General features: G+C 57.0%; 13 protein-coding genes. 4 read left to right on the plus strand and 9 right to left on the minus strand.

What is annotated here, in order from left to right:
• Positions 1 to 379: 379 nt before the first annotated feature.
• A complete protein-coding gene (locus RY831_RS28590) occupies positions 380 to 640 on the plus strand; it encodes an RHS domain-containing protein (protein WP_326509738.1) in 261 nt (86 codons plus the stop codon).
• A gap of 905 nt (positions 641 to 1545) precedes the next feature.
• Positions 1546 to 2139, plus strand: coding sequence for a DUF2062 domain-containing protein (locus RY831_RS28595; RefSeq protein ID WP_326509739.1), 594 nt, complete (start codon positions 1546 to 1548; stop codon positions 2137 to 2139).
• Positions 2140 to 2425: 286 nt separating this feature from the next.
• Here RY831_RS28595 and RY831_RS28600 read toward each other — a convergent pair whose 3' ends face one another.
• From RY831_RS28600 to coxB, 4 genes are all read right to left on the minus strand, one after another.
• Complete coding sequence (locus tag RY831_RS28600; RefSeq protein WP_326509740.1) at positions 2426 to 3190, minus strand: cytochrome c oxidase assembly protein; 765 nt, start codon at positions 3188 to 3190, stop codon at positions 2426 to 2428.
• A 98-nt stretch (positions 3191 to 3288) separates the two neighbouring features.
• Positions 3289 to 3702 (minus strand): hypothetical protein, encoded by a 414-nt coding sequence (locus tag RY831_RS28605; protein WP_326509741.1) that lies wholly within the window; start codon positions 3700 to 3702, stop codon positions 3289 to 3291.
• Positions 3648 to 6167 carry a cytochrome c oxidase subunit I gene (ctaD, locus tag RY831_RS28610; RefSeq protein ID WP_326509742.1) on the minus strand — a complete coding sequence of 840 codons (2520 nt, stop codon included), beginning with the start codon at positions 6165 to 6167 and terminating at the stop codon, positions 3648 to 3650. The genes RY831_RS28605 and ctaD overlap by 55 nt, the downstream gene beginning before the upstream one ends.
• A complete protein-coding gene (gene coxB, locus RY831_RS28615) occupies positions 6164 to 7207 on the minus strand; it encodes a cytochrome c oxidase subunit II (RefSeq protein ID WP_326509743.1) in 1044 nt (347 codons plus the stop codon). The genes ctaD and coxB overlap by 4 nt, the downstream gene beginning before the upstream one ends.
• Positions 7208 to 7392: 185 nt before the next feature.
• Here coxB and RY831_RS28620 point away from each other — a divergent pair, with 185 nt between their 5' ends.
• Positions 7393 to 7806 (plus strand): CopD family protein, encoded by a 414-nt coding sequence (locus RY831_RS28620; RefSeq protein ID WP_326509744.1) that lies wholly within the window; start codon positions 7393 to 7395, stop codon positions 7804 to 7806.
• 12 nt (positions 7807 to 7818) lie between these two features.
• On the opposite strand, the gene RY831_RS28625 is transcribed toward RY831_RS28620, so the two are convergent.
• Positions 7819 to 8295: a DUF2231 domain-containing protein gene (locus RY831_RS28625; protein ID WP_326509745.1), complete on the minus strand. Its 477-nt coding sequence runs from the start codon at positions 8293 to 8295 to the stop codon at positions 7819 to 7821.
• A gap of 288 nt (positions 8296 to 8583) precedes the next feature.
• Here RY831_RS28625 and RY831_RS28630 point away from each other — a divergent pair, with 288 nt between their 5' ends.
• Positions 8584 to 10404: a glycoside hydrolase family 15 protein gene (locus tag RY831_RS28630; protein ID WP_326509746.1), complete on the plus strand. Its 1821-nt coding sequence runs from the start codon at positions 8584 to 8586 to the stop codon at positions 10402 to 10404.
• A gap of 485 nt (positions 10405 to 10889) precedes the next feature.
• Here RY831_RS28630 and RY831_RS28635 read toward each other — a convergent pair whose 3' ends face one another.
• The 4 genes from RY831_RS28635 to RY831_RS28650 all read right to left on the minus strand — a co-directional run bounded on the left by RY831_RS28635 (position 10890) and on the right by RY831_RS28650 (position 15690).
• Entirely contained in the window at positions 10890 to 11939 is a 1050-nt protein-coding gene (locus RY831_RS28635; RefSeq protein ID WP_326509747.1) for an SDR family oxidoreductase, read from the minus strand.
• An 87-nt stretch (positions 11940 to 12026) separates the two neighbouring features.
• The gene (locus tag RY831_RS28640; protein WP_326509748.1) at positions 12027 to 12449 is read right to left on the minus strand and encodes a universal stress protein; all 423 of its coding nucleotides are present in this window, start codon (positions 12447 to 12449) and stop codon (positions 12027 to 12029) included.
• Positions 12450 to 12504: 55 nt separating this feature from the next.
• On the minus strand, positions 12505 to 13389 hold the full coding sequence (locus RY831_RS28645; protein WP_326509749.1) for a sugar kinase: 885 nt from the start codon (positions 13387 to 13389) through the stop codon (positions 12505 to 12507).
• 387 nt (positions 13390 to 13776) lie between these two features.
• On the minus strand, positions 13777 to 15690 hold the full coding sequence (locus RY831_RS28650) for a hybrid sensor histidine kinase/response regulator (RefSeq protein WP_326509750.1): 1914 nt from the start codon (positions 15688 to 15690) through the stop codon (positions 13777 to 13779).
• Positions 15691 to 15981 lie beyond the last annotated feature (291 nt).

Consider the following 15981-nt stretch of genomic DNA (forward strand, 5'->3'; position numbering starts at 1 on the left):
ACTACGATCCATTGGGCCGCATCCTGTCGGCGATTCACCCCGACCTGCAGGAGCGCTTTGCCTTCGATCCGGCGCACAACCTGATCGATGCCGATGTGCAGGAACAAGGCGGGCGCATCGAGGACAACCGGGTCACGGTGTTCGAGGACAAGCGCTATGCCTACGATGTGCATGGCGACCTGACCAGCAAAAAGATCGGCCGGCATACTGAGATCGCGCTGCAGTGGAACGGCGAGCACCAGTTAATCAAAGCCGCCACAACGCGGCAGGCACATACCGACCAGCAGACGGTGCAGACGGTGATGTATGGCTANATCGCTTGCTGGAGGAAGTGCGCGGCAGTCATGCGAGAACGTACCTGTATCAGCCGGAGTCGTTTGTGCCGCTGGCGCAGGTAAACCGGACTTGTGCTCAGGATGGCGAAGCGGAACAGAGTGCGAAGAAGGCGCAGGTATTTCATATCCATACCGATCATCTGGGTACGCCGCGGGAGATGACGGACGAGCAGGGGCAACTGCACTGGTCGACGACATACCAGGCATGGGGCAATGTGCTGCGGGTGGAAGAACCGGTACCGATAGAGCAGGACGAGGCGTTTCACCGCCTTTCTCGTTTTTGCTTGCTCCACGTTATTCCGTAAAGAACCTAAGAATAACCGACTTCAGTAGCTCATCCCGACGCGGTACACTCGCTATCAGTACACTTGCAGTCATGCGCAGGCCAGCAGGTTTTCCAGTTGAGTTACTCATGTATCCTGTCAAATTGATTTTGATACATTCGACGACAACCTTCTCAAAATAGTCACCCATGTCATGAAATGATTCGAAGAACGGGTAACCTTCTACAACGCCACTGTCATTGAGGATAAAAGATGCTTACGAGTTCAGAAGGAGCAATTTGGAAACAGGTTGTTGAAATCTACCAGCAGTGGGACACCTCATGGCAAAAGCCCATGCCGATTGAGGACGTCGCGAGCCGGCTACCCGCCATCGATTCGGCGATGATTAGGGACACGCTTGTGCACGCAGCGGCGGATCATCTCGCTGAGGTTGACGTAAGCGATCCTTTCACGTTCAAGCCAATTCAGGACAGAGTTACAGGAGGTACCCAATGATAAGCATGGCCAGGCATTAGGTCGAGTAGACCAATCGCGGGCCGGCAATGCCGAAGAACAATATATTGAAATTGAAGGGGCGCGCGAATCCGGTCTGCTATTGCAGCGTAAAACGGGAGGAAAACACCATTGGTTGATACGGAATGTTCCCGGCACGACATATCCCTTGCAGGGTTCATGATGGGTGAGGCGTATAGCCACGCATAGATCAATGCAAACTTGTCTGGAGTGCCGAATAATCTATTGCAGTTTATCCAGGATGTGCTGCATAGCCAATTTCGCACTGTTCCCATGGAAACTAAAGTTCGGTCAATCAGTTCTTGCTCTGTAATGCCGTTCCAGCGGCAGACAGGCTTGGAATATGATGGATACGTTTCCGATCACTATCGCGTGATCCAAGTTCAATAACACTTATTTCTTGGGGCGGCACCATGGCCAGGACAACAAAGGGAAGAGTATCCTTTCGTTCGCTTGCTGACAAGCAATTGCAGAACTCTCAATTTCTCGGCCCGCTCAAGCGTTATCTCGGCCATCATTTTTTATGGCAATTCAACCGGCATACGGTAGCCGGTGGTGCTGCGATCGGCTTGTTCTTCGGAATACTCATTCCTTTTTTTCAGATTTTCTTTGCATGCTTCGGGGCGATTGTCCTCCGGGTCAATCTTCCGGTTGCTGCAGCATGCACGCTCATTACCAATCCTCTGACATTTCCTCCTATTTATTACCTGGCGTATCGCATCGGGGATAGCATGGTCAGTCGCTTTGCAATTTCTGCAAAGCAGGCGATTGAAAGTGAAGCGGTATCCATTGCGGGTGTCACCGAAAATGTGAGCAGGCTAACGGCATGGTTTCAAGGTTTGCTAGGCGGCATTCAAGATGTCGGTCTGCCGTTGGCAATAGGTTTGCTGGTGCTGTCAGTATCCGTCTCGCTCACCGCTTACCTTGTGATCAAAGCAGTCTGGAGTTTGCGTGTCCGCAGGCAATGGTGGATCCGCAAGGCACACCGGGGGCGCACATCCAGTTGAGGGAAGTACGGCATGTACAGGCCGCATCGAGTTCCTTAATGGTCCAGTTCAGGCAAAGACCGGAACGACCGCGGTTGAAGGCGGTTGACCGGAGTAGCGGCTACTGATCCTGTCATCTTTTTACTTTAGAGCGTTTTCGCCCCGACCTGCTTGCCGATCCCGGGCGGATTGCCTCTGGTACCGCGTTGTGCCTCCTTGCCATGGCCCCCGCCATGCCGCGTCGCCACGCCTTGTCCCAGAAGCAATCCGCCTCGGCCTCGCCTAAGCCAATCAGGGCGAAAACGCTCTAGCTCATGGTCTTTGAGCCGTCTTCGCGAAGTCCAAGTTGCAGCCAGGCGGCCGCATACGAGAGTGCCGCGACGAGGTAACATAAACCTCCTGGGATCCACATCACCAATCCTGCAAGCTGCTGGTCTTCCAACGGTGTCAGAAAAGCGTGATTGCCTGCCTGATAAAAGTTGTAGAGGACTTTGGGCGAAAAGGTCAACAAGGCGCCCAGGAGTCCCGTATGCATTATCGTGGCCAGAAGCCAGAGGATTGCCATCCCATAGCCTTTGCCATCAACGCCGCAATTTCGTTGTATGGAGCCCCAGAACAGCAATCCACTCACCAGAAAGCAGAGATGCTCCGCCACGTGGATCCATGCATGGTGAAGTGCCAGTTCGAACAGGACGGGTGAATGCCATACCCATATAATGAATGCGTGCAGCGAGAACGCCGTCGCCGGACGATTCATAGGGCTTCTAATGCGATATAGAAATCCGGACCAGCGATGAAGTTGTCTCAGCGGTCGGGGCAAGCCTGCGATCAACAGTGGTACTGGCCGTGCAAGTGCAAGTAACGGGGCTCCGACTGCAATGAGCAGCATGTGCTGCGACATATGGGCAGCGAAACTGATGCTGCCAAGAACATCGAAAGGCCAGATGAGCGCGAAGAACAATGCGGCCAAGCCAAGCCAGAAACTGATGATGCGATGAAGCGATGGTGCCAGACGGTTATGTCCGCGCACGCGGAGCAATCCAATGAAGTAGAGGCACGTCGCGGCGAGCATGGGAATCCATGTCCATGGATCGAATGACCACCAATGATCCGCATGTCCAGAGCCGTGTGCGGCAGCTGGAAGAGGGAGTATTAATCCGACTGCGATATTCAAGCCACGCATGCCGGCAGCACCAAGGAAGGATACGCTACCCACAGCAGCGTGAGAGCCGATAACGCGCACAAGCCGATCGTTACCCGCGTCGTCAGGTCGGCTGAAGCGGGGTCTGTTTTCGACGGCAATGCGACTTGCCGGCGTTGCGTGCGATGGCGATTGCATGTCCATGCCACATAGCCTAACAAGCCGAGCGCGATCGCCGTAACGACGGCAATGCCCCGAACGGCGGTCTCGGCAGAAACAAGCCCGCACGCCAGTGAGGCCAGCAAATAGCAGCACAGAAAATGAATGCTCCAGACCACGGGAGCGATGCATAGGTAGAAGGGATTTCCGACGCGGAAAGGGTTGCGCATCATCCGCCCGCCATCAAGGGAAAGAGATGGATGACCGTAAAGCCGGTCATCCATTGCAATACCGTATAGTGCCAGAACAGGGAAGCGATTCTCACTACTGCCGGACGACGCGCGTCAACGTGACCCAGATGCGATCGCGCGATGGTAAAGCATACAAGCAGAATTGCGATTGCGACGTGAATGAACTGGAAGCCGACGATGGTGTGCACAACGGCTGAGTATGCATGTGCGGTGGCAGGCATGATGTCAGCCAGGGAAAAGGTCTCCAGAGCGACAAAACTGCTCGCGGACGCGATCGCGGCGAAATGAAACCACTGCATGAGACGCGGCCGACCACGCATATTGGCTGAGGATCCCAGATGGATGAAGAGGCTACTGGCGATCAGGCATGCCATGGCTGCGCCCGGACCGACCAGGGAACCTGTACCGGCCACACCGGCGGGCGGCCAGGCCGGAGCGACCGTCCAAAGATAGAAATATGCGAATACGAGGGACAGGAAAAGCGTTCCGTCGGCGAACAAGGCTATCAGGGTGCCCCACCAGCCGGGCGATTCGGACACGAGCGCTTGCGTCGGCAGTTTCGCTCCGTTACCCGCATCGATATGCGTGGCAGCATGATGCGCGCTATCCTGCCATGCCCAGCATAGCAGCGAAGTCACCGCCAGCACGGCTCCGAGCGTGGCGAGCCAATACATCTTGACGAGGAAGCCGAAGAAAAAAAGGGAAGTCAGCAGCGCGGTGACCAGAGGAGTAATAGTATTGCCCGGAAGAATAACGACATATTCCGGCTCTGCCTTGACGGTACTGGTCACCAACATTTCTCGGTGGCTGACATCGGTGCGTCCCAGATATCCGGCACCTGCGTCCATACTTTCGCCCAATCCAGGCGTTGTCCATAACGGGTCCCGACCTGTCACGCGAGGTTGCGAGGCGAAGGTATAAGCGGGCACCGGCGTGCGCGCCGCCCACTCCAGGGTTGATGCATTCCACATATTGGGCGGCGCTTGCTTGCCCTGGTAGAAATGCAGCAGGAAGTCGATGACGAACATTGCGACCCCGGCCGCCGATAAGAATCCGCCGACGGTCGAAATCAGGTTGAGGGTTTCCCAGCCAAGTCCCGGCATGTAGGTGTACACCCTGCGCGGCATGCCCATCAGGCCGGTGACATGCATCGGGAGAAATGTCAGGTTGAAGCCAAGGAATATGGTCCAGAACACGACGCGGCTCAGCTTTTCAGACGGCGCCTTGCCTGAAAACAAGGGCAACCAGTAGTAAAGCGCTGCAAACAGGGGAAAGACCATGCCGCCGAACAGCACGTAGTGCATGTGAGCGACGATGAAATGTGTATCGTGCACCTGCCAGTCGAAGGGAACCATTGCAACCATGACGCCGGTCAGGCCACCGAGCACGAAAATGAAAAGGAAGCCCAGGATAAATAGCATGGGCGTCCTCATGACAGGGCGCCCCCCCCATAACGTGGCCAGCCATGAAAAAACCTGGATACCTGTCGGGATTGCAACCGCCATGCTGGCTGCGGAAAAGAACGCCAGAGACAGTAGCGGAATGCCCACGGTGAACATATGGTGCACCCACAGGCCAAAGCTGATGAAGCCGGTTGCAATGACCGCCAGCACCACCCATGCATAGCCGGCGATCGGACGCCGCGCGAACGTGGGCAGCATCGTTGTTACAAGGCCGGCTGCGGGCAGGAAGATGATGTAGACCTCCGGATGTCCAAATATCCAGAACAGATGCTGCCATAGCAGCGGGTCTCCGCCGCGAGCCACATCGTAAAAGGGCAGGCCGAATGCGCGTTCGAGCTCAAGCAGGATGCTGCCCAAGATTAGGGGCGGAAAGCCGAAGACGATCATGAAGGCGGTGATGAGTATGTACCATGCATAGATCGGCATGCGATGCAGGGCCATTCCCGGTGCCCGCGTCTTGAGGATCGAGACGATCAGCTCAATGCCCGCCGCAACCGCCGAAATTTCCGCGAAAGTCACGCCAAGGAGCCAGAAGTCAGTGTTCAATCCCGGAGAGAATTCCCGACCGCTGAGGGGCACATACATAAACCATCCTCCGTCCGGCACCGCGCCGACGAAGACGCTGGAAAATAGGAGGATGCCGCCGAAAAGATAACACCAGTAGCCGAACGCCGACAGCCTGGGATATATGAGGTCGCGCGCGCCGATCATCTTCGGAATCAGGTAGGCAGCGAATCCTTCCATGATGGGCACAGCGAAAAAAAACATCATCGTCGTCCCATGCATGGTGAATGCTTGGGCATATGCACGATGGTCGAGCAGATCGTTACCCGGAAAGGCGAGCTGGCTTCGGATGAGCATGGCCAGAATTCCGCCGATCAGGAAAAACATGAAGCCGGTGGCAATGAAGCGCAGACCAAGCGTGGTGTGGTTGACGACACGCAGCGCACCCAGCCCCGGAGGATTGCCCCAAATCCGTTCAAGCTGCGTGCGCAGGTTCTTCTGTTCGTAGGACGTCGGTGCGGCATCCATCATTGCAATCCACCCAGATACTGGACAATGGCATGCAGGGCATCCTGCTCGAGATGCGCAAAAGAGGGCATGCCGCTGCCTGCCTTTAACGACTGGCTCTCGGTGATGAAGTTGAGCAGGTTCGCGCGGTTGTTTTCGAGAGTGCCGCCGGCAATGAATCGACGGCTCGCCAGATGGGTCAGATCCGGACCGCTGCGTTGGGCAGCACCATTGCCGCGCACTGTATGGCAGGCCGCGCAATGGTTACCGAACAGGCGCTGGCCTCGGACCGCGATTTCGTCAGAAGGCATGCGCGCCGGCTCCCGCTGGCTTGCGAGCCATTCGGCGTGGGCTGCCGGAGTCTGCGCGATGACGTGCAGGCCCATGCGCGCATGCTGGGCGCCGCAATACTCCGCGCATTGCCCGCGGAAGAGTCCCGGAGCCGATGCATGCAGGATCAGTCTGTTTGTGCGGCCGGGTATTGCATCCATCTTTCCGGCGAGATTCGGTACCCAGAAACTGTGAATGACATCGCGGGAACGGAGATCGACCGCAACCGGGGTTGCGACCGGAATACGCACCTCATTGGCTGTGACAGCCACCAGGCCGTTTTCATCGAAGTACTGCACTTCCCACCACCATCGATGGGCAATGATCTCGATCCTTTCATCGGATGGAGCGGCTTCGCGCATCGAGGCCATCGAATGGACGCCATAAGCCAGCAAGGCCGATAGGGTAAGAACGGGTAAGGCAATGCCGCCCGCCAGGATCCATGCGTTATCATTGCTCCGCCGTTCGCGGCTGCGAGGTCCGTAGAATGCATAGAGAGCCAGTGCGGTCACCAATAGTAGAACTGCCGCCGCTCCCAGAAACATGACCCACGCAATGCTGGCAATCGCACCGGCCTGGGGACCGCGGGGGTCGAGCACGGACTGAACGCCGCCGCAACCACAGAGGAACCATGCCGGCACGATGCAGTGCATGCCTCGCGCGAGAACTCCAGGTTTCATGGCGGACAAGCGGTTGGTCATTGGATTGGCGTCCTGAAGATCATTTTTCCTCATGTGCTACGTGCTCAGATGCGCACCAACATGACGATGCGCTGTCCAAGCCTAATCGAATTAGCCGAGTACTGCGTGCGCGACCGCGCCTGCGCAGTAGTACTTGTTGATGCTCATCAAATCGGCCCGTTTCGCGTAGACTTCCATCCGAGCCGCCTCTTGTGGTTTTTTACTGAAGGAGACCGCTGGTGCTATTTGCTCTTTCTCTTCATATTGCATTTCTTCTGATATGGTCCGCCGCGCTTCTGTATTTCCCGTTCCTGCTTGTACGACAGGTGGAGGATGACGGCATCGATAGCCAGCGCAGCGCGATTCATATGCAGCGTACGCTGTATGCCTACGTCATGACGCCCAGCGCGCTGCTGGCGGTGGGCGCAGGCATCTGGCTGATTTTCGAGCGCGGTTTCATCGGCGGCTGGCTGCATGTGAAGCTGGCCCTTGTATTGCTCATGGTTTTTTTTCACGTCTATTGCGGAAGCGAGATGGATAAAATACGCCGCGGGGAACAACGTCGGACATCGGTCGTTTATCGGATTGTGCCCATTGTTCCCGCGCTGCTCATTACGGCGATAATAACGCTGGTATCCGCCAAGCCGTTCTGACGGGTTGATGCTTCATTCCATTTCTCCGGTGCCCACGTTATGCTCAAACACGAGTTTGCCACCCAGCCAGCCGGCAAAGCTGAGCGCGACCGCAGTGACCACCGACAGGAACAAGCCCCATGGCAGAACCGCCGCTTCCGGGGTGCCGACCCGGAGCCACCAGTTCGCTGCGGTGAGCGCCAGCATCATGACGGCAGCCAGAAAATGGCTCCAGCTCGTAACATGGTGGCGTATCTCCCGGACCAGGAGAAAATCAAGCGTACCTGCGATGCCTGCGACCGTACCCAGTAGGAAACCTATGCCGATGATCCAGAGCGACATGCGTGCCCAAAACGGATCGCCTGTCCACCAGAAAGCCGCATCGCTGGCAACGGCGCCCATAATGTAGGCAATCGGGAACGATACCAGCATTGGATGAATCGGATGGCCAGCAAGCGCGATGTAGCTTGCGGTACTTTTAGGCGGATGAGACAGCAGTGGATTCTTCATTGCGCTTGTAGCCTTCCGTGAATTTAAAGCATAGACATCGGGCCGAAAGGTGATGTTCCTGCATGGCTGCGCGGAGGCTTTCGAAAAATCGGTATTTCGCTTTGAAAAAGCCATCTGCGACGGAAGCACAGCCGATGAAATACTGAATTCGGCTGCTGTTACGCTCGAACCGGATCAAGGGTGAAGGCTATAGGCTAATGGCTATAGGCTAAAGCCCGAAGGCAGGGTCGAGCATGCATCATCCGAAGTCTTCAACGGATCGGTATATAAAAGAATAGGGGTGATTCCATGTCGAAATATCCTTCCATCGGCGATTATGCCCTTATCAGCGATTGCCATTGCAACGCCCTGGTATCGCGCCATGGCTCGGTAGATTGGTCTTGCATGCCGCGCATGGACGACGACAGTTCCTTCGGCCGGTTGCTCGACTGGGAAAGGGGAGGGCACTGCCTGATTGCCCCGACGGGTGGATACACATCAACGTGGAAGTATGTCGACGGCACCATGATCGTTGAAACGTCCTTTCGGACCGATGGCGGCGAGGCGCGTCTCACCGATTTCTTCGCGATCAATGCCGAGGGCGTGCAGATGCCTTGTCATTCCCACGTGCGCCTGGTGGACGGCATTTCGGGAAGTGTGGAAATACATGTCGAAATCTGCCCACGCTTTGACTACGGCGAAATCGTTCCGTATATCCAGAAGCATGGAGCAGGCCTGTACAGCGCCATAGGAAGCAACCAGGGGCTCATCTTCCATAGCGACATGCCACTCGAAATCGAAGCCCAATGCAATATTTACGGCCGCTTCAGCATTCATGCCGGCGAGAGGCGACAGCTGGCAATCCAGTTCGAATTTCCCGAGCGCGTTGCCGAGGCTATCTCTCGCGTAGCCGGAACACCGCCAGCCATGGACAGCGCCCTGGATATAACGCAACGCTGGTGGAAGGCTTGGAGCGCCCAGATGAAGTCTTGCTGGCCGCTTGACAGGCACACCCTGCGCTCGACCATTACACTGAAGGCTTTAACCTATGAGCCAACGGGCGCCATCGTCGCGGCGTCCACCACTTCACTGCCGGAATGGATCGGCGGCGGACGCAACTGGGATTATCGTTTCAGCTGGGTGCGAGACTCATTGTTTACGGTTCGGGCCTTGCATGAACTCGGGTTTGCCAGGGAGGCGGAGCGCTTCCACGGGTTCATCCAGCGCAGTGCCGCAGGCAGCGCCGAACAAATGCAGATCATGTATGGCGTTGACGGCATGCGCCGCCTGAGCGAAGTCGAACTGGACTGGCTGGAAGGCTATCGGAACTCGAAACCGGTCAGGATCGGCAACGCTGCCGCCAAACAGCTTCAGCTCGATATCTACGGCGAACTGCTGGAGATGGCCTGGGAATGGCATTGCGGCGGCCACTCCACGGATCCCGCATATTGGCAGTTCCTGGCCGATGTGGTCGATGCCGTATGTCGACGCTGGGTACAGGCCGATCACGGTATCTGGGAAGTGCGCGGCGAGCCGCTGCATTACGTGCATTCGAAAGCAATGTGCTGGGCGGCGGTGAATCGTGGCATCCAGCTCGCGCTGGCCAACGGGTTCAAGGTCCCGCTGGAACGATGGAGCGCGGTACGAGACGAGATCCGTGATGCGATAGAGTCGCGGGGCTTCGATGCCAAGCGAGGTGTTTTCGTTCAGGCTTTCGACCGGTCCGCACTCGATGCGGCCGTGCTTATTCTCCCCCGGATTGATTTCATTTCTTATGACGACCCAAGAATGCTCAAAACCGCCGATGCCATCTGCGAAGATCTGGATTGCGGCGGCCTGCTGCTCCGCTACAAGAGCAACGACGGCCTTGACGGCCCCGAGGGACTATTCGTGCCGTGCACTTTCTGGCTGGTGAATTGCCTCGCGCGACAGGGCAGGCTGGAGTTGGCAAATAAGTATTACGCAAATGCGCTGGCGTGCAGCAATGACCTCGGCTTGTTCTCCGAAGAATATGACATCGCTTCCCGAACCATGCTGGGCAATTACCCGCAAGGCCTGACGCACCTTTCGCAGATCATGGCCTGGCTCGCGTTGCAGGAATCAGGCGCAAAGAAGAACAACATCGTCTAAGCGGAGAGAGACGATCCGGAGCGGGCGGTCACTGGCGTAACATCGGCTGGTGAATCCGCCATCAAGCCGTTAGCCTTCTTCACCTTCGACGGCCTGCAGTGCCAAAAGTCGCTTGGTCGCGTGACCGAAGCGGCCAAATCTGTCCCGCCGCTCCTGCTCGATGCATCCGGGCTCGCCGCATTTTCCGGGCGATGCATATGCATTTCTTTTCCGCTGCGGCGCTGCGGCGCTGGTACTTGCCATCAAGGCATGACGAGAAAACTCCGGTATAGGCAACATGTGCGACACCTCATATTTGTCAGGCCAACCTACCCTCAGGCACAGGCAAAGGTCAACGCGATTAGCCGATGCAGGAATGTTCCCACGAATGTATTAGGCCAAACTTAAATCCGCCAAAAATCAGCAGGTAGCATCGCATTCACACGTTCATGCATGGCGCGCATTGGCCTGTTTGAATGCCGGCTGCCGCAGTTCCGATACGCGGGTCATCGTCGAATGTCGGTGTTGCGTGCGATCTTTTCCTTAGCATGCCGCACCTTTCGTTCGGTAGTGGCGACAACCGCGGCTGTGCCAAGGGCCACGGCCGTCATCGTCATGACAGCCGTCATCAAGCGATGGGTGCTGATCCAAAATTGCCAGCTGGAGGCCTTGGCACGATCGTCGAATCTGCCATGCGCGCCCTGGTCGCCTGCCACACTGCGGTAGAGATTGTCCTGGCGGCCTGGCGGCAACGCTTCGTCGGCGAACTGCCCGCTATACGCTCTCGACGCGAGAAGCCGGTCTAGGAGGCCTGGCGCGACTCGATTGGCTAGAATGGCTTTGACTACGGGAAATCCGACCCATAGTTCCCGTCGAGGCCGCCGTACAGCATGGTAGATCGCCTCAGCTGCGAGTTCCGGCTGATAGATCGGAGGCAATGGTTGCGGCTGTCTTGAAAAACAGGTCTTGCCCCAGTTGAATTGGGGGGTGTTGAAAGCGGACAGCTGCACCATCGTGAGACGAACGGCGCTTCCATCGTGGATAAGTTCAGAGCGAAGCGAGTCCGTGAATCCACGCAATGCGCTTTTCGCGCCGCAATAGGGTGCCTGCAAGGGAATCGAACGATAGGCAAGCGCGGATCCCACCTGCACGATAGTGCCTCGGTTGCGTGGCTTCATGCGTTTGAGCGCTACCATCGTGCCCCAGGCGGCGCCAAGGTAGGTGACCCGTGTAGCGCGTTCAAAATCGTCTGGGGATATGTGCTCTACCGGTGCGAAAATAGTTGCCATGGCGTTGTTGATCCACACTTCTATCGGCCCCAGTTCCCGCTCGACGCGTTCTGCTGCCTCCTCGACCTGATCGTAGTGCGCCACGTCGGTGCGGATGGGCAGACAAACGCCGCCGGCCTGTTCGATTTCCCGGCACGCGGTGGCAAGGCTGTCCTGATTGCGAGCAAGCAATGCAACCTGATATCCTCGTGCACCAAAAAGACGGGCAAGGGCGCGTCCGATGCCCGCAGACGCGCCAGTGATGACAACCACGGGAGCAGCAGCCATTAACATACCTCCGGAAAAACGGACCTTTGACAAAGGCGCGTTGAAATACAACGCTACATCATACTTTCGGTAAGTCCCCGGGCAAACTCATTTAACGAGCGTGACCGGCACATCGACCGTGGCGACTATCCGGGATGCGACCGACCCCATCATCATGCTTGCAATCGATCCCAGCCCGCGCGTCCCCATAACGATGCCATCGCAGTCCCCCTCCTTTACCTGCTTGGCAATCTCATTCGCCGGCGTACCGGTCCGTGAACGCACCTGATAGCTTATTCCGGCGGCCTCAAGCAGTGCGCGTGCCGGTTGCAGGATTCGTCCTGCTTCATTGGCTTCGCGGTGCGCAATTTCCTCGTGAGTCATCATGCCGTGCGTACCTATGGGCATCGGGTTGCCGACATGCAGAACTTCCAGTTCGTGGACGAACTTGTCTCTGGCCAAATCGATTGCATATTGCAAGGCATGCAGCGAGCTGTCGGATCCGTCAAAGGGGATCAGTAATCTCCGCATGGTTGATTCCTCCCACTCAGAGTAAAACGGTACTGCGGCTTCACGCCAACCCTTATTAGGGCATGGCGTCAGCCGGAATGATGGCCCCTGGAAAAGCGACCACGCGAGCCGCAAGGGAGCAGCCGGACCGTGCTGCCTCGAGAGGCGATAGCCCTCTCGTTCGCGCAGCGAGATAGGCTGCATTGAACGAGTCTCCGGCAGCGGTGGTGTCGACGACATTCGCCTGGACTGCTGGAACGCGCAGTGCTTCATCCATGGCTTCGCTCTGAAGCAGGCAACCGCGCGCACCCATCTTCACGACTACTTCGACGGCGCCGAGTTCAAGCGCGCGTGCCAGGGTATCCGCCGGGGTGGCATCGCCGTGCAATGCCGCCTCGTCATCTTCCGTTACGAGAAGATGTGACGCCGTTCGCGACGCAGCCAATGACCAGTCGACCGCCGCTTCCTTCGATTCCCAAAGCGATGCACGATAATTCGAATCAAAGGCGACAATGCCGCCAGCGCTGCGGATGTCGCTGGCAAGATTCAGCAGACGCTCGCGCTGCGGTTCTTGCAGAATGGATAGTGTGATCCCGGAAAAATAGAAAAGTCCGCAATCGGCCAGGCAACTTCGCAACCGTATTTCCTGGTTCTCGTCTAGCATCATTCGCGCGGCGGAAAATCCTCGCCAGTAAAGAAAGCTTCGCTCTCCCGATGCACTTGTCGTGATCCAGTACAAGCCCGGATGGCGATCGGCGACGCGCCGGATCAACGTAGTATCAAGCCCATGGCTACCGGCATCCAGCATTAGCGCGTCACTTACGTGATCTTCTCCAACGCACGAAATGAACTGGCTCGGCCATTGCGGCGACAGACGACGGAAGTAAACCGCCGTGTTGTAGACGTCTCCGGCGAATGACTGCATGAGTGTCGCGGGCGCAGTGGGGCGCAGCTCGATCATGCATTCTCCGGCAAACCATCCTTGCTTCATAAGTATTGACTTTCATAAAGCCGAGACGGCAGATGCGATTCTTCATCGTCCCTGCATGGGTGTCCGGCGCCGTTCTAATTTCAATGTACCCGAATATTCTTATTGCAGGCTTAATGGATGCCGGTTTTCCCAAATGCTTACTCTGTTTTTATAGTAGAACTTTTCGGTACTGAACGGAACCCAATGGAATGCTTGAGCCAGCCATCCGGACCTTCAAACAATGGTGCGTGCATCTTCAATGTTTTGAAACTTTGCAGCAAGCAAGCCAAGCCATTGGCCATTGGCCATTGGCCACTGGATTGGCATCTATAACACTCGGCGTCCGCATCAGGCGCCGAGCATGAAACACCTGCGCCGCTACGACAACCGAAGTTTCCTTGCGAGTTCGGCCAGCTTGTAGGGCTTGTTCATGAAGGTGAACTCGTCGATGCCGCTATGCTGCGCCTTCAATGCTGGCAACGGATACCCCGATGCCAGCAATATCTTCATTCCTGGCCGAAGCTCGCGCGCTCTTATCGCCAGTTCGATACCTGTCATGCTCGGCATCATGACGTCCGAGAACAGCACGGCGATGTCCTTGGTCCGCTGCAGGATTTCCAGCGCGGCCGGTCCGTTATTGGCGGTAAAGACGTCATAGCCGATACTCCGAAACAGCGCGGCCGCCGTCTCCATGACATCCGGTTCGTCATCGACGACCAGCACCTTTTCGCTGCTGTCCTCGGGTGGAATTGCATTGCTGCCGCTGTCGCCAAGGGACGGCAGATACAGGCTGATCGTGGAGCCCTGGCCAACCGCCGATTCGATGTACACACCACCCTGGGATTGCTTCATGAAGCCATAAACCTGGCTCAGGCCAAGGCCGGTACCCTTGCCGACTTCCTTGGTGGTAAAGAATGGCTCAAAAGCGCGGGCTATCACATCCGGAGGCATCCCGGATCCGGTATCCGATACCGATACCCTGACGTATTGTCCTGCCGCCAGGCCGGCAACCTTCTGATCGGCCAGTGTCACGTTGGATGTGGCGATCGAGATGCGTCCGCCGTCCGGCATGGCATCGCGTGCATTCACGACCAGGTTCAGCAATGCCGTTTCGAAGCGAGGGATGTCGACCATCGTCATCTGCAGGTCTGCCGCGAGGTCCATGTTGAAGGCAATCAAGGAGTTGCCGGCGCGGCGCAATACCGCTTCGAACCCGTTGATGACGGTGTTCAGATTGTGCTTTTCCGGGCGCAGCGGCTGTTGCCGGGCAAACGACAGCAGTTGCTGGGTAAGCGTGGCGCCGCGAGTGACCGCGCGTTTCATGCTCTCGACGATCTTCATGTCCCCAGGTTCGCCAGTTTTTAGGGGCAAGACTTCCAGCCCATTGCTAATGACCGACAACAGGTTGTTGAAGTCATGCGCAATGCCTCCGGTCAGCTGTCCGATGGCTTCCATTTTCTGCGACTGGAACAACGCCGCATTGGCTTGTTCAAGTGCTTCGGCGGCATTCTTCTTTTCGGTGATATCACGGGTGATCTTGGCGAATCCTGCCAGCGTTCCGTCATCGTTGTATATCGCATCGATGATGACATGCGCCCAGAACCGGCTTCCGTCCTTGCGTACGCGCCATGCCTCGCGCTCGAAACGTCCTTCCCTGGCTGCAGTCGCCAGCGCGACCGCAGGCAATTCCGCCGCCTGGTCTTCGGGCGTATGGAAGCGGGAAAAGGAGGTGCCGATGACTTCATCGGCGACATAGCCCTTGATACGCTCGGCGCCGAGATTCCAGTTGGTGACTTCTCCCGCCGGCGACAGCATGTAGATCGCATAATCGGTCACGCCCTGCACCAGCATTCGAAACCGCTGTTCGCTCTGCCGCAAGGCTTCCTCGGCGTTCCTGCGTTCGGTCACATCGCGCGTGATCTTGGCAAACCCGATATGCTGGCCGGTGGTGTCGTAAATGGGGTCGATGACCACGCTGGTCCAGAATTGCGTGCCATCCTTGCGCACGCGCCATCCCTCCGCTTCAAACTTGCCTTCCGTTAACGCAATTTCAAGTGCTTTGGCAGGCCGGCCGGATTGGCGGTCTGCGGGCGTATAGAAACGGGAAAAATGCTCGCCGATGATTTCGTCGGCGGTGTACCCCTTGAAGCGTCGCGCACCGGCATTCCAACTGGTCACGATGCCCTCGGGATTGAGCATGTAGATGGCGTAGTCGTTGATGCCCGACACAAGCAACTCAAACCGGCTCTCGGCCGTCGTTGTCCGGGACTGCGGAGAAGGCTTGTCGTTCATGTCGTTGTCTTTCCTGTAACACTGCCGTGACATGCGCGGCAAAAAGGCAATGTTACACGCTCGCCGCCAGACATGCGCCGATGAAACTCAATCGACTTTCATGCAAGGAAAAGGGGAGGGCTTGCCACCCGGTGATTCCGCGAGGCTCATGGGATCATGCATTGACAAATGTCAACTCGCTTTGCCAAACCCTTTTTTCTAAAAACGCCCCCGCCTAAGCTCATACTACGCTGGCGATGCAACCTGGCCGTCTGCCTTCCGCGGCACATGACACGGCTTCCCGGCGAATCG

The sequence above is a fragment of the Noviherbaspirillum album genome (assembly GCF_035916955.1).
Lineage (GTDB): Bacteria > Pseudomonadota > Gammaproteobacteria > Burkholderiales > Burkholderiaceae_D > Noviherbaspirillum > Noviherbaspirillum album.

Excerpts from the sequence above, each read along its gene's own strand:
- RY831_RS28595 (WP_326509739.1), top strand. The coding sequence starts at position 1,546 with ATGGCCAGGACAACAAAGGGAAGAGTATCCTTTCGTTCGCTTGCTGAC.
- RY831_RS28600 (WP_326509740.1), bottom strand. The coding sequence starts at position 3,190 with ATGCTCGCCGCGACGTGCCTCTACTTCATTGGATTGCTCCGCGTGCGC.
- RY831_RS28605 (WP_326509741.1), bottom strand. The coding sequence starts at position 3,702 with ATGGATGACCGGCTTTACGGTCATCCATCTCTTTCCCTTGATGGCGGG.
- ctaD (WP_326509742.1), bottom strand. The coding sequence starts at position 6,167 with ATGATGGATGCCGCACCGACGTCCTACGAACAGAAGAACCTGCGCACG.
- coxB (WP_326509743.1), bottom strand. The coding sequence starts at position 7,207 with ATGAGGAAAAATGATCTTCAGGACGCCAATCCAATGACCAACCGCTTG.
- RY831_RS28625 (WP_326509745.1), bottom strand. The coding sequence starts at position 8,295 with ATGAAGAATCCACTGCTGTCTCATCCGCCTAAAAGTACCGCAAGCTAC.
- RY831_RS28630 (WP_326509746.1), top strand. The coding sequence starts at position 8,584 with ATGTCGAAATATCCTTCCATCGGCGATTATGCCCTTATCAGCGATTGC.
- RY831_RS28635 (WP_326509747.1), bottom strand. The coding sequence starts at position 11,939 with ATGGCTGCTGCTCCCGTGGTTGTCATCACTGGCGCGTCTGCGGGCATC.
- RY831_RS28640 (WP_326509748.1), bottom strand. The coding sequence starts at position 12,449 with ATGCGGAGATTACTGATCCCCTTTGACGGATCCGACAGCTCGCTGCAT.
- RY831_RS28645 (WP_326509749.1), bottom strand. The coding sequence starts at position 13,389 with ATGATCGAGCTGCGCCCCACTGCGCCCGCGACACTCATGCAGTCATTC.
- RY831_RS28650 (WP_326509750.1), bottom strand. The coding sequence starts at position 15,690 with ATGAACGACAAGCCTTCTCCGCAGTCCCGGACAACGACGGCCGAGAGC.